The sequence below is a fragment of the Streptomyces lothianensis genome (assembly GCF_047779955.1).
Lineage (GTDB): Bacteria > Actinomycetota > Actinomycetes > Streptomycetales > Streptomycetaceae > Streptomyces.
Map to the genome: position 1 here is coordinate 252,005 of NZ_JBLMKT010000027.1, position 14,227 is coordinate 266,231.

At 70.3% G+C, this 14,227-nt stretch carries 8 protein-coding genes; 2 read left to right on the forward strand and 6 right to left on the reverse strand.

Annotated features, from left to right (window positions below; all coding sequences use genetic code 11):
• Positions 1-17 precede the first annotated feature (17 nt).
• From ACLF6P_RS08005 to ACLF6P_RS08020, 4 genes are all read right to left on the reverse strand, one after another.
• Positions 18-974 carry a hypothetical protein gene (locus ACLF6P_RS08005; protein ID WP_415949142.1) on the reverse strand — a complete coding sequence of 319 codons (957 nt, stop codon included), beginning with the start codon at positions 972-974 and terminating at the stop codon, positions 18-20.
• A 50-nt stretch (positions 975-1,024) separates the two neighbouring features.
• The gene (locus tag ACLF6P_RS08010) at positions 1,025-2,173 is read right to left on the reverse strand and encodes an AAA family ATPase (RefSeq protein WP_415949143.1); all 1,149 of its coding nucleotides are present in this window, start codon (positions 2,171-2,173) and stop codon (positions 1,025-1,027) included.
• Positions 2,170-3,450, reverse strand: coding sequence for a DUF262 domain-containing protein (locus ACLF6P_RS08015; protein WP_415949144.1), 1,281 nt, complete (start codon positions 3,448-3,450; stop codon positions 2,170-2,172). The genes ACLF6P_RS08010 and ACLF6P_RS08015 overlap by 4 nt, the downstream gene beginning before the upstream one ends.
• A 90-nt stretch (positions 3,451-3,540) precedes the next feature.
• Positions 3,541-3,999, reverse strand: coding sequence for an ATP-binding protein (locus ACLF6P_RS08020; RefSeq protein ID WP_415949145.1), 459 nt, complete (start codon positions 3,997-3,999; stop codon positions 3,541-3,543).
• A gap of 160 nt (positions 4,000-4,159) precedes the next feature.
• Here ACLF6P_RS08020 and ACLF6P_RS08025 point away from each other — a divergent pair, with 160 nt between their 5' ends.
• A complete protein-coding gene (locus tag ACLF6P_RS08025) occupies positions 4,160-5,023 on the forward strand; it encodes a helix-turn-helix domain-containing protein (RefSeq protein ID WP_415949146.1) in 864 nt (287 codons plus the stop codon).
• Positions 5,020-5,205 (forward strand): DUF397 domain-containing protein, encoded by a 186-nt coding sequence (locus ACLF6P_RS08030; protein ID WP_415949147.1) that lies wholly within the window; start codon positions 5,020-5,022, stop codon positions 5,203-5,205. The genes ACLF6P_RS08025 and ACLF6P_RS08030 overlap by 4 nt, the downstream gene beginning before the upstream one ends.
• A 51-nt stretch (positions 5,206-5,256) precedes the next feature.
• On the opposite strand, the gene ACLF6P_RS08035 is transcribed toward ACLF6P_RS08030, so the two are convergent.
• Positions 5,257-10,896 (reverse strand): DNA methyltransferase family protein, encoded by a 5,640-nt coding sequence (locus ACLF6P_RS08035; protein ID WP_415949148.1) that lies wholly within the window; start codon positions 10,894-10,896, stop codon positions 5,257-5,259.
• 1 nt (position 10,897) lies between these two features.
• Positions 10,898-13,996, reverse strand: coding sequence for an SNF2-related protein (locus ACLF6P_RS08040; RefSeq protein ID WP_415949149.1), 3,099 nt, complete (start codon positions 13,994-13,996; stop codon positions 10,898-10,900).
• Positions 13,997-14,227 lie beyond the last annotated feature (231 nt).

A 14,227-nucleotide genomic window follows, 5' to 3' on the forward strand; every position in this document is an offset into this window, starting at 1 on the left:
GCGCGCCTCAAGGCGCATCACTTGTTGCCGAGCTTGCGCCCGACGTACGCGATGCGCAGGGTGCGTTCCTCGTGGAGCAGGCGGAAGTGCATGCGGCCCGGCATGCGCCCCTTCTCCGGCAGGAACTCGCAGTGCCAGTCGAACAGGCGCTTCTCGCCGTCGGCGTCCTCGAACCAGCACTCGCGCCGACGGCTCTCGAACTCCGGGCGGACGTAGGAACGCCACTGGGGACAGATGGGCCGCAGGGCCGGGTCCCAGTCGCCGACCGCGTCCTGCAGCTCTCCGAGCCGCTCACCCACCGGCCGCACCCACGTCTCCGGCAGTTGGGCGAAGTGCTGCTCGGCCAACGGCGTGAACTGGAGAAGCGGGAAGAGTTCCGGGCACCTGCCCCAGAGCTCGGCGCCGGACCGCAGGCCATCGACGGCCTTCTGCCGGGCCGTGTCCGCTCCGCGCCGGATCCACGAAAGGTGGCTGGCGACGTGCTCACGTCGGGCGGCGTGCCCCACCTCGACCTCGGTGAGCGCGGAACCTCCGTCCTCGTCGTCGAGGAGTTCCTCGCGGACGAGAGTGAGCCGGTCGGCGTCCCAGCGGGGCTCGACCGGCAGGGAGACGCCCAGGCCGCCGGTGAGGTGCGCCGCCCCGAGTCCTTCGACGGCGTCCCCGTCGTGCCGGTACTCGACGTCGGAGTAGGTCTCCCCCTCGGGAAAGGCCGCCCGGTGCGGCCACTTGGACTGGAGGATGACGAGTCGCTGCCACAGATCCCTGGTGCCCGGGGAACCGATCCACTTCTGGATCGCGTGCCCCTGGGCCAGCTGCCAGGCGTTGACCGGTTCCGGGGAGACGAGCAGAGTCCCCGCCCGGTCCTCCCGGGCCACGGCCAGGACGGCCCGGACCAGGTCGGTCATGGCGCGGTTGACCCGTTCCGGGTCCGCCGTCGCCTCACAGGACTTCTCGTTCAGGAACAGCTGCGGCACGTCTCCCCCTCCGCGATGATGTGTGCGCCCGTGTCCGCCCCTTGCGGATCTCAGGCGATGAGCTGGTCGAGCGTGTTCTCCAGCTCGTCGAAGAAGCCGGACGGCCACTGGTCGAGCATGCCGTCGGCGTCGATCCGGGGACTGACGAAGTCCGCGCCGGTGCCGTCGCCGCGGAAGTAGTGGAAGACCGTCTGCCCGGGGGCGATCCGTCCCTGCTTGACGGCGAGCCGCACCCCGTTGATCACGTGGTCGCTGTGCGTCTCCATGATCACCTGGGCACCCTGCGCGGCGGCCGACGCGGCGAGCGTGGCCATCCGGGTCTGGCCCTGCGGGTGCAGGTGCGCCTCCGGGTTCTCCAGGAGGATCAGGGTGCCCGGGCGGGCGCTCAGGCAGGCCACGACGATGGGCAGAACGTAGGTGAGCCCGAAGCCGACGTTGCCGGGGCGGCGGCGCTTGGTGGCGCCCAGCGTGCCCTGGAAGCCGTACGAGAGGCTGACGGCGTCGGTGCCCTTGATGGCCTCGGCCTGGAGGTCCACCCCGGGGCAGAGGTCGCCCATCCAGGCGGCTGCCTGGTCGATCAGGAGGTCGGACGCGGCCTTCGGGTGGCGCAGCGGACCCGCGGGAACCGAGTCGTCGCGGTGGTGGCGCAGGAAGTTGACGGTGTGTTCGCCGCGCACTCCGAGGAAGCCGCGGCCGACGGCCGCGTGGTGGTCGCGCGGGTAGAACTCGGCGGGTGAGATGCGGTCGGCGTGCAGGTACTGGAAGGGTGCGGTGAGGAACGGCGGCGTCACGGCCTCGGGCCCGGTGGGCGCGGCGGCTCCCTCCGAGGTGAGCGGCAGATCCGCGTGGGCCAGAGGCAGCAGGTTCTGTTCGGCCTCGTACTCGACGAGCCACTGGTAGTGGTATGGCCCCTCGTCGACGCCGACGCCGATCAAGGGCTCGCCCCCTGCCACGAAGTCCTCGTGCAGAACGTCTTCTCCGGTGCCGAGGCCGACGAGGTCGCCGTTCAGCAGAAGGCCATGGTCGGCGTTGCTCGGCTGGAGGTCCCCCGCCTCGTACGACTGGCGCAACAGGGCGATGGCCTGGAGCACGCTGCTCTTGCCGGACGAGTTCAGGCCCGTGAGGAGGGTGAGCGGGCCGAGCGGGATCTCCGCGTTCTGGAACGCCTTGAAGTTGTGCAGCGTCAGACAGTCGATCACCGTTCGGCCACCCCTCGGAACAGTCGTGCCACTTCCTGGAAACGGGTGCGGATCCGCGCGGGGTCCCCGGTGCTCACGGAGATCGAACGGATGAAATCCCAGTTGTCCATGAGCTCGAAGAAGCGGTCGCGCACCTTCGCCGGCGACGCTACCAGCCTGTCCCGCTCGTGATCGTCCAGAAGCGCGAGGTTGACGGAGACCGCCTCGAACAGCGCCTTGTTCACGACGGAGGAACTGCGCTCTCCTCCACGCCACTTGCGGAAGGCGTGCCTGCCGAACAGTTCCCTCGCGCACCGCATGGCGATCCGGAACTCCCGGGCCAACTGGTCCCGCCGGTCCTCCGGGAGCGCGCTGATCCGGTACATCGCGTCGACGAGGAACTTGTCGAAGTCCTTCTCGGTGTGCTCGACCGGATTGCTGAGGCGGAAGGCGAGGAAGCGCAGCACCATCTCCCGGTCGGCCATCCGCGCGTCGGACACACTCCACCGGGTCGCCTCACCGAACGCCGGGTCTTCGGCCAGGTCGGCGAGGTAGCTCCGCACCGGCCCGCTCACCAGCGCGTGCCGCAGCTCCTGCGGGCTCAGCGGCATGCCGCCCGTGTTGATCCGCGAGAAGACGTTGTACTTGACCTCCTCCGGAGTGCCCTGCTGCATGATGTGGGCGGTGAGCTGGCTCTCGCGCAGCCGGATCTTCAGTCGTCCGCTGAGGTCGTGGTACGTGCTGCCGTCGAGCTGCCAGAGGTAGTCCATGCCCCGGAGGGCCAGCGGCGGCAGACCGGTCAGCTTCGGCTCCATGAACCGGGCGATGGCGGTGAGCCGCTGGACCCCGTCCACAACGGCCCACCTGTCCTCCTCGCCCTGCGCCATATGGAAGTTGGAGATCGGGATGCGCAGCAGCAGCGACTCGATCAGCCGACTCTGCGCGCGGTCGCTCCAGATGCCGGAGCGGCGCTGGAAGTCCGGCGCGAGATCGAGCATGCCCTCCCGCAGCCGGGACAGCAGCAGATCCACGGTGGTGGTCTCCGTGCGGATCTTGATGTTGTCCGGCCGGAACGGCACGGAGATGCCGTCGGCGTCCTGGTGGTCCGGGACCTCCTCGTCGGCGGGCAGCTCCAGTTCCACACCGGTCGGCCGACCGTCGGCGCCGATCTCGATGGGCGCCCCCAGGGGGAGGAGAAGCCCGTCGGGCACGTCCACGTCCTCCGCGACGGCGTACCCCCGGGGTCCCGTCGGCCGGTCCCGTCCGGTGCCGTCGGCACTGTCCTCCAGGTCCGTCATGGTCCCCGCTGCCCTCCGTCGCCGCTGCCTGATGCCGTGTCCGGCCAGCCTATAGAGGGCGTCGTGGCATGTCAGCGCGACGTCCGGGCGTCAGCCGGGCAGGTCGAGCTCGGCGACGACCGTCTTGCCGACGGGGAGACGGTCGAGCACGTCCCAGCGGTCGGCTAGCGCGTCCACGAGGAGCAGACCCCGGCCGCTCTCCGCGAGCGGCCCGGGTACCGGGCGGGACGTCCCGGGGCCCGGGGGCCGTCGCTCGCTGCGGGTGTCGGAGACCTCGATGCGCAGGGTCCGGCCGAGGAGCTTGACGGCGAGTTCGAAGTCCCGGCCGGGGACGCGGCCGTGCGTGACGGCGTTGGCCGCGAGCTCGGCGACGAGCAGGGCGGCGGTGTCGGACGCCGGGCCGCCGTGCGGCAGGCCCCAGGTGTCGAGCTGGTGCAGCGCGAGCCGACGGGCGAGCCGGGCGCCGCGCGGGGTGGAGCTGAAACGCTGGGTGAACACACGTACGGTGACGGGCGCCGGGTGGGCGGCGGAGGTGGACGGTGCTGTCATATACCCAAGGTGCCGCCGGGCAGGGCGCGTTCACCAGGTCCGCCGCGCGTACGCCGGGTCAGCGTACGCGCACGTTCGGTGGACAGTACGCGTGACGGTACGTGACCCTTGAGGGGAGTCGGGAGCGGTACGGCGCGGGTGGCACGGGAGGTGTCCGGCGGTGGCCTACGAGAGCACGGACGGCGGTACGGCGGCGGCGGGCGGCGCGGAACCGGGGGCGTCGGACAGTCTGCGCACCTTCGGCGCGGTCGTCCAGGCGTTACGCGAACACGCGGGCCTGAGCCGGGAGGAGTTCGGCGCGCGGATCGGCTACTCGAAGCACATGGTCGCCTCGGTCGAGCAGGGCCGGCGGATGGCCGACCACGACTTCGTGGAGGGCGCGGAACCGGTCCTCGGCAACACAGGCGCCCTGCGGAAGGCGGCGCCGTATCTGTCGCGGCAGGCCGGGCTTGCGAGTTGGTTCCGGCAGTGGGCTCGGCTTGAGGCGACGGCGATCAGCCTGTACACGTACGAATGCCGGGTGGTGCCGGGCCTGTTGCAGACGGAGGCGTACGCGCGGGCCGTCTCGCTGGACGTACCCCCGCTGCCGGACCCGGAGGAACTGGAGCAGCGGATCGCGGCGCGGCTGGCACGGCAGGAACTGCTGGCGGTCACACGGAAGCCGCCGACGGCGTTCAGCTTCATCGTGGAGCAGGCGGTGCTTGAGCGGGGGACGGGTGGGGAGGGGGTTACGCGTGAACTCCTGGACCACTTGGTGGGGTTGGTGGAGCGGAACTGGAACGTGGAGTTGCAGGTGATGCCGCTGCGGAGGCCTACACATGCGGGGCTGGATGGACCCATCATGCTGGCCGAGACGCCTGAGAACCGGTGGTTCGGGTACTCGGAGGGGCAACAGAATGGACGACTGATCGCCCACCCGAAAGAGATCAGTCTGCTCCAGCAGCGATATGCGAAACTGCGCTCACAGGCCCTGACCCCAGAGGACTCCCTGGGCCTGTTGAAGCGATTGCGAGGAGCGCTATGAGCACGTCCGAACTGGCCTGGTTCAAGAGCAGCTACAGCGGCTCGCAGGGTGACGCCTGCGTCGAGGTGGCGAGGGGCACCCAGGCGATCCACGTCAGGGACTCCAAGGACCAGCGCAGCCCCGAACTCGCCCTCTCCCCTGCCGCGTGGGGCGACTTCGTCACGTACGCCGCCCAGAGCTGAGCCTCACGCCAGAGCCCCGCGCCGGTCGGGTCCGGCGCGGGGCTCTGGCGTTCACGCCGCCGTGGGAGGCGTCCACTTCCCCGCGTCGATGACCTCCTGGAGCCGCGCGGAGAAGTACGCGTGCGCCGCGCGCATCTCCTCCTCGCGGTTGGCCTTGTAGAAGGGAGCGGTGTAGCCCTCGGGCGGCTCGGACCGCTCCTTCTTCTGGTAGGCGAGGAAGTGCTCGTAGTGCTGCTTGGTCTGGCCGTGCCCGTATGTGTTGTGGTTGCGGGCGATCTTGCGGCCGTTGGCGTCGAACCAGGTCTCGGACTCGTACCCAGAGAGGACTGGATAGCGAGCCTTGTAGATGGCGCTCAACTCATCGGCGCTCATGCCGAGCCATACTGCCGTCAGGGCGTCGATCTCGACGAGCGCGGACCGGCGCTCATACTCCGTACGCAGCGGAGTGGTGTACTCCCAGGCCGACTTGAGGTGTCCGGCAAGCGACTTGAGGCCCGGCCACTTCACGGCCCAGTCCTCGTAGCCCGGCCAGGTCATGTCATAGAGCTCCTCCCAAAGGGACGCGTACGCCTCGGTGAGGCAGTTGAGGCGCAGGGTACGCAGGAGGAGAGGGCCTGCCAGAGGGTGTGCCGGGTCGGCGTAGGGCATCTTGTGGGCTTCGGCGACCTGGAGATGCGACCGACCAGTGATGCGAAGGAGGTAGTCAGAAGGCAAGGCCGCCCAGAACCCTGAGTTGAGTGCTGTAGTTCTGTTGTCCTTCATCGTCATGGACTGCACTGTGTGTACATGAGCTGGGCCAGGCGGCACCAGGGAAGCGTAAAGGCTGCGCTGGTTGCTGTGGTCCACCATCACGCGCCATGCCAACCGATAGAACTCGGTGTACGGCCGGAACCACCACAACCGCCGCCGCAACAACTCCCGCTGTTTGTCCTCGGGAAGCTCCAACTCCTCCTCGCTCAGATTCGTCCCGCGATTCCTCCACTGCTCCGGGCTTGGCTCCCAGTCCACCGCGAGTCGGGAGCTATCCATCCATCGGTCCTGCACACTCCGGAACCGTTCAGATTCGCAGTCACGGACGTAGTTGGTTCGTGGCACAACGTTCACTGGAAGATCAGTGAAGTCCCAGCCCGACCAGTCCCGATTTGTTCGGCAAGGCACATTCGGCTGCTTATTGAAAGGGGTTGCGATTCCGATGTGCGGTCCTTGCAGGATCACCTCGGACAGATCCGCGACCGCCTTGGTGTCCCAGCGGTACAATCCGAGTTTCTTCGTTGCCAAGTTCTCGAACATGCCGATCGTAATCTGAGGCCCATGCGCTCCGAGCCGGTCACTTACCCGTGTCAGCGCCTCAACAGCCCCCTGCTCATCCACAGTTACGGGGTAGAGGAGCGCCGCCTGACGCGCAGGGAAATCCGTTTCTCCAGACAACCGGTGCCACTGTGAAAGTAGTTCTGAATCCACCTCAACGATCCGGGCAGCGTGCGGACGTACGTCCCATTTTCCCTCGAACTTGATGCCTGGCAATTCGCCTTCGCCGTCGTGATCGAACGAATCACGCAAGGTTGCCGGGTCGAAAAGCCAGCTCAAATGCGCGAACCCGGGTTCTTGCTCCTCGCCGTAGATCTGCACGCCGAACTCCACGTTCGCGTGGATCTCGGGGAAGATGCCCCGACGGTTGTGGAAGTGCGCGTGTGTGCGGAGATGGCGATACGCAGCCCCGCGTAGCCTGCCGTCCTTCGCCCCGCCAAAGTGAGTATCTGGGTGGACGAGTCCTGAGGTGCCGCCTGCTCCAAAGTGACGCCACACGCGACACATGAACGCCCGATACAAGTCTGGCCGTGTCCCCGCGATGAGCGGATACGTCGTTTCGTCGCTTAGATACGTGGCCATGCCGACGGTCGCGGCCATATCCCCGAAGTAAGCCGCTCGGCGACGCTGGTCCGCGAGCGTGGTGTCCTTGCGCTCCCTCCACAGTTCACCCGACGGCTTGTCCGCCAGCTTGAACCACGGATCGAACTCCGCCAGAACAAGCCCTTCATCCCAGTCCGGCCGCACCCAAGGCGGATTCCCCACCTGAAGGTCGAACCCGCCCCCCGGCCCCCGGAACACATGCGCGAAGTGCAGCTCCCAGTGGAAGAAGCCGTGGCCGTCCTCCGCCTTTATGTCCTTCTCCGTCGTGCCCGCGATGTCCTCGACCGTGTTCAGCCACGGGTAGCGGAACGGCAGCTGCGTCGCCGGGCGCATGCCGAGGAAGCCCTCCAGGCGGTCCTCCACGTCGGCGAGGAGTTCCAGCGCCTCGTCGGGGCTGAGGTTCTCGATGCCGGAGAGCAGTGACTGCTCGGGCATGTCGGCCGTGCCAAGGAGGCTCTCCAGGAAGTCCAGCCAGTCGCCCATGCTCTGGAGCGGAACTGTCGTCCGCTCCGGCGGCCGGACTCCACCACGCGTCTTGCGGGCGGCGGGGGCGCTGGCGCTCCGCTTGCCCGCGCCGGAGTCCGGGCCCAGGCCCTCGCCCAGCTCCTCCTGCTCCCCGTCCGGGTCGTCGAACAGCCCGGCCGTCTGCCACAGCTGGTCCCCGGGCGCGGGACCGGACGGCGACGGCGGTTCCACCGGCTTCACCGACGCGACCGGCCCACCCGGGGCGGCGGGCTCCACCGGCTCGCCGCGCAGCAGCCCCGGTACCGACGACTCGTCGACGAGGGCCCCGCCCGTCCCGTACACCGCGTCCGTGCCGTCGAGTTCACCGACTTTGTCCAGCGGCCAGAACCACAGCGCGCACCACGCGTCCATGACCGTCTTCAGGCGCCAGTACGGCGTGCCGTGGCGGGTCAGGTCGTCGAGGACCTTCTGCTTGTCCTCCACCTCCTCCGCCTCCGCCGACTGCTCAAGCCAGTCCGCGCCCCAGACGTCGATGCGGCGGGAGACCGCCCGTTCGGAGAGTTCGAGGCGGGTCGCGACCAGTGACCAGAGGAACTCGGCGCGGCGGGCCACGCCCTGGAGGCGGTGCAGCTCGGTCTTGTCGGCCGCCTTGCGCCAGCGCTCGTAGCGCTTGCGCCGTGCCTCGGCGGTCTCGTCGCCGCGCTCCTGGAACGGCTTCGGTGCCTTGGGGGCCTTCTGGACGCCCTTGCGCCACTTCCCCAGCGCCTTGGCCTCGTTCTCCGCGAGCTTCTTCGCCTCGGACTCGCCGGCGACCGCGCCCCAGCCGATCGCGGGCAGCAGGAACTGGTGCACCGCGCCCTCGGGCAGCGGGCCGTCGCGGAACGGCAGGTCGGTCGGCGGGAGGGTGTTCTTCTTGGCCAGCCACCCGCCACCCGGCAGGACGTCGGGCCCGTAGACCTTGCGGCCCGCGCCGATGAGCGAGTTGCCGCGCCGCAGGTGGAGGCCGAACCAGGGGGCCCGCATGCCCGGATGCATGGAGTTGAGCCAGAGGGAGACCTCGGCGAGTTCCACCGCGGTGGCGTTGAGGTCCACGCCGTAGGCGTTGTGCAGGGCGATGTACGCCTTGGCCTTCTGGAGTTCGATCTGCCGCAGTTCGGGGTCCACCCGGCGGCCCAGCTCGCGTTCGCGCCGCCGCAGGTACTCGGCGGCCACCTGGTCGATGGCCTCGTTGAGGAACGCGCCCGAGCCGAGGGCCGGTTCGCAGATCTTCCACTCCAGGAGGTCCTTGGCCGGGGTCGTGGCGCCGTCCTGGTCGAGGCGGTGCCTGAGGGCCAGTTCGACCGTGACCTCGGTGAGGGACTTCGGGGTGTAGTAGGAGGCGGAGGTCTGTCGGTCGCGTCCGGCCAGGCGGTAGACGAAGGAGCCCTTGGGGTGGGACACCCGCTCGGGGCGGCCCGTCTCCTCGTTCGTCCGCTTCACGAAGACGGTGTCCTCGTAGTCCCCTGCCCTCGACGCGGGGACCATCCAGCTGCCGCCCGAGGGGTCGCCGCCCTTGGCGACCTCGTACAGCTCCTCCTCGGCGATGAAGCCGGTGTAGGACATCAGGCCCTCGTACACGGCGCCGAGCTGGTTGATGCCGAGCTGGGCGTACGAGATGAAGCCGCCGCGCTCGCGGCCCTTGCCCTTGGTGAGCATCAGGCGGCGCAGCACCTTGTGCAGGGTCTCGTTGCGCAGCCGGGTGTCCAGGAAGGGGCGGCGCTTCCCGCCCCGGCAGCTCGCGCCGTCTCCGCCGACCGCGCCGACCGCGCCGTCCTCGTCGCCCTCGTAGGCCGGGTTCTCGATCCGGTCGTCCGAGATGAGGCGGACGGCCTCCTTGGTGAACAGCTCCGAGCGCAGGGCCTCGAAGCGCAGGCCCGCGCTCGTGGAGCGGGCGGCGGCGCGGCGGGCGCGGTCGGCCTCGCGGACCCGCTCGGTGTACTCGGCCTGGGTGATGGTGCCGTCGGCGAGCAGACCCGCCGCCTCGCTCTCGGCGGCCGCCGCCTCGCGGGCCGCCGCCTGGGCCGCGAGGTCCTCCGGTTCGGTGCCGTAGCGGCGGTGGCCGTTCTCGACCTTCTCGAAGAGCAGGTCGAGGGATTCGTACAGGTGGAAGCCGCGCCGGGAACGTTCGCCGACGAGGTCGCGCAGGACGAGGTCGCCGAGGCGCTGGAGTCCGTAACCCTGCTCGTACTCGGGGTAGTCGGAGGGCAGGATGCCGAGGGCGGGGCTGGCCTCCGCGTAAAGGAGGAACAGGATGCGGTACAGGTAGCGCAGCGACTCGCGGCTGAGCTCCTTGGCGAGGCGGGCCGGGTCGTCCAGGTCGGCGGGGGTGACGCCGTTCTCCGGTTCGCGCAGGCGGTCGAGGACCTCGTTGGCGATCCACTCGACGCTCAGGCGCAGGCCCTCGCGCAGTTCGGTGGAGACGCCGACGGCGTGCTTGCCGGAGCGGTCGAGGAAGGCGGCAAGCGGTGCGGTGCCGCCCTCGGCGGGGACGCGCAGCGCGTCGGCGCCGAACAGGGCCGCCAGGGTGTCGAGTTCGCCGCCGTGCCGGTCGTCGCGGCGGTGCAGGGCCGCGTCGAGGTCGGCGGACAGGTAGCGGCCCTCGGGCCAGGCGAGACGGTCGGCGAGGACGATGACGCCGCCGACGAGCAGAAGGACGTGGCGCGGGGGCGTGTCGCAGGTGAAGAGGAAGTCGGTGAGGGCCTTGGCGTCCGTGAGGTCGGGGGCCGAGGTCTCCGTCTCCACCGGGTGCAGCAGGCGGCCCGCGCCGTCCGGGTCGAGGGCGGCGTCGGGTTCGGTGGTCCAGCCGCAGGCGACCGCATAGACGCCGGGTTCGGCGTGCAGGACCTGGACGGCGTACTCGCGGTCGGCGCGGTGGACGGTCACGGTCTGCTCGTGGGCGTCGGTGTAGCCGAGGGCGCGCAGGGTGTCCAGGTGGCTCTCGGTGTACCGCTTGCGCCAGCCCTCGGGGGTGGGCGCGTCGGGTTCGGCGAGCGCCGCCGCGTCCTGGGCGAGTGCGGCGCGGCCCGCGAAGTAGGGGCCGTGCAGGGCCCGCAGGCCCTCGCGGGGAGTGCGGGCGCGCGGCGGTACGGAGTCGGGGCCGAGGCCCTCGCGGGCGGCGTCGGCCACGGCGTCGGCGTGGCGGCGGCGTTCGGTCTCCTCGAAGGCCGCCCAGCGGGTGAGGAGACCGTCCTTGGCCTTGAGATCCTTGGGGAGGACCTCGGCGAGGTAGTGCGGCGAGAGGTAGTCGCCGTGGTTGACCAGCGAGTCGTACGTCACGTCAGTTCTCCGCCTGGGCGTCGGACGGGTGGGCGGCGTCGGGTGCGGTGTCCGGGGCCGGACCGGTCACCGGTGTGTTCGCCTCGGAGGCGTCCGGGGCCTGCGGGGTGTCCTGGGTGTCCTGGGCATCCTGTCCGCCGGGGCGGTCGAGGACGGCGAGGACCCGCAGCAGCGGGCGGCCGGTGGTGTGCAACTGGTCGAGGAGCCGGGCCAGTTCGTCGGCGGTCTCCTCGACGACCCGCTCGCGGCGGCCGGTGACACCGGGCAGCAGGGAGTCGGCACGCCACCGGGCGACATGCTCGCGGTAGGCGGCGAGCGGCTCGCTGATCTGCTCCTCCCACGCGGCCCGGCCCACGTCCAGATGGTGCCGGGCGGCGGCGACGGCGGCCGGGACGAGGGCCTGGAGCCGGTCCAGGTCCCGCGGGTCGCCGGTGCGGGCGAGCCTCGGGCCCACCTTCGCGTCACGCAGCGCGTCGGCCATGGGGCGCACTTCGGGTGTGCCGGTGCCGTCGGGACGGATGCCGGTCACGGCCATCCAGCGGACCACGGTCGGGCGGCCGAGGGCGTTGGAGTGGATGCCCTGGACGAGGAAGACCGGCCCTTCGACATGCGGTGTGGTGATGACCGGGGCCTCCTGGCGGCCGAACTCGACCAGGACCTTGTCGGTCAGCCACTCCACCACCGGGTGGATGTCGGTGAGGAAGGAGACCTCCGGCCACATCGTGGTGCTGCTGTCCCTGGCCTCGGTGAGCTTGCGCTGCGCGAGGGCGCGGTCGGAGGTGACCAGCATCCGTTCGGCCACCCGCTGCTCCCTGAGGTAGGAGGGCGGCAGGGCCTTGAGGCGGTGGAGCAGGTCGGGCGCCAGGGCCGGGGAGAGGGAGAAGTAGGAGCCGCCCCTGGCGTCGCTGCCCGACGCCAGGCCGATCACGTCCTCGGCGCGCTCCTGGTACACCTCGTCGAGGGCGGTGGCGACGAACGCGGCCGTGTCGCCGTCGAAGAGGGAGATCAGCTCGGCGCGTTCGGGCAGCTCCTGCTCGGTGATCGTGTCCACCTGGCCGAACAGGTCGGCCAGCGCGGTGTCGTCGGCGGGTACGGCGGAGTCCAGGAACTCCTCGACCGTGCCGCCGTCGACCAGCTCCTTGATGAGCCGGCGCTCCTCCTCCTCGGCCTTGTAGAGGCCGGACACTGCCTCGGCCGTGCCGTCGAGCTTGTGTGCCTCCTCCTCGCGGCGGAGCAGCTTCTCGGCGACCGTGCGGTCGTCCTTGGCGCCGGGGACGGCCGTGGTGAGGACCAGCGCGTGGAAGCGGGGCTCGTGCTTCTGCCCGTAGCGGTCGATGCGGCCGTTGCGCTGCTCGATACGGATCAGGGACCAGGGGATGTCGTAGTGGACGAGGTGATGGCACTGGCGGTGCAGGTTGACGCCCTCGGAGGCCACGTCGCCGGTGAACAGCAGCCGGACGGGGGTTTCGGCGAGGCCGAACGTCTCGATGACCTTGTTCTGCTCGTCGTCGCTGAGGCCGCCGTGCATCACCGCCACGGCCTTCGACGTGCCGTCGGCCGCGACCGGGAAGCCCAGACGGGCGGGGACGACCTCGGCGAGCCAGGTCAGCGTGCGGACACGCTCGGAGAAGACCACGGCCCGCGTGGTGGAGCGGGGGCCGACGCCGATCTCCTGGAGCTGGGCGACGAGGGCGTCGAGTTTGGCGGAGTCGCCGGGCGCGGTGCCGTCGCCCATGGTGGAGACGATCTCCCCCAGGCGGGCGAGGGCGGCCTGCTCGACGGCGATGGCCGGATCGGGCCGCAGCCCCTTCTCCTCGGTCCTGCGGGCCCGTTCGGCGAGGGAGGCGATCCGGTTGGTGACCGTCTCGCCCAGGGCGACGTGCGAGGACAGGAAGGTCTTGAGCAGGTTGTAGGCGAAGACCGGTTCGACGGCGACCGAGACGGGGTCCTGGCCCGCCGTGCCGAACTCGGTGCTCGTCGGCGGGGCGGGGATCCAGTGCTCGGCCAGTTCGGCGAAGACCCGTTCCTCCGCCTCGGTGGCCGTGCAGTGGAGGGAGACGGTGGGGCCCCGGTCCGGCCACTCGGTGCCCATCTCGTCCCGCACCTCGGGGCTGATCTTGGTGCGGCGGATGTAGAGGTGCCCGAGGTCCCGAGCCGGGTCGTAGTGGTCGCGGTCGGCGATGGCGGCCGGGTCGAGCAGGGAGATCAGGTCGGCGAAGGACCGCTTGTCGCCGTTGTGCGGGGTGGCGCTGGCGAGCAGCAGCGCGTCCGTGCGCGGTGCGAGGATCTCGGCGAGGGCGCGGCGCTGGCTGCCCGGGTTGATCAGGTTGTGGGACTCGTCGATGACGACGGCGTCCCAGCGGATCCGCTCCAGATGATGCCGGTACTGGCCGATGTTCTTGAGGGTGTCCACGGAGATGATCACACGCTTGTAGTGCGTGAACGGGTTGCGCCCCGCCGGGAGTTCGCGCTGCACGCGCTGGATGCCGAGCGAGTCGAGCCGTACGAGCGGGATGGAGAAACGGGTCCACAGCTCGTGCTGGAACTGCTCCAGAATGCTCTGCGGGGTCACGACCAGGATGCGCTCGCCCCGGCCCCGGCGGATGAGCTCCGCGAGGGTCAGGCCGATCTCCAGGGTCTTGCCGAGACCGACGACGTCGGCGATCAGCACCCGGGGGCGGAGGTTGCGCAGGGACAGGGCGAGCTCGGCGGGACGCTGCTGGTAGACGAGCGGGTCCAGGAGGAAGCGGTCGGCGAGCGCGAGGCCCCGCTCCGTCTGCGGGAGCGGCGTCTTGCGCAGGGCGGCTTCGAGGAACAGACGGCTGCGCCGGAAGTACGAGGAGGTGTCGGGTACGAGGACGGTCTTCTCCGGGTCCAGGAGCTCCACCGTGTCGATGCCGCTGAAGAAGACGGCCTCCTCGTCCCGTACGAACTCGGAGACGCCGACCGCCTCGATCCGCTCCCCGTCGTGGTCGGTCGTGGTGGTGTTGCGGACCAGCCACTCCTCGTCCCGTACGAGGATCTGCGCCCCCGGCGGGAACCGGGTCCCCTCCGGCGTCGCCCCCTGCGTCGCCGTCTGCCTCGCCCCCTGGTCGGTCACTCGCGGCCCCTTCGTCTTCCCGTACGTCGTCGCTCTCGCCACCGCAAGTCTGTCACGGTGAGGAAGGGGGAACGTGCGGGATCGAACGTGGGACCGCACCCGCACGGGCGCGGGCCTCGCGGGGCGCGCTCGGGCCTCAGGGGGCGTACCCGGACCTCGCCATGGCCGCCTGGGGCCTGACTCTGTCGGGGATCTTGAGGATCCCCGGCGGGGCAGCGTGATCAACGGGCA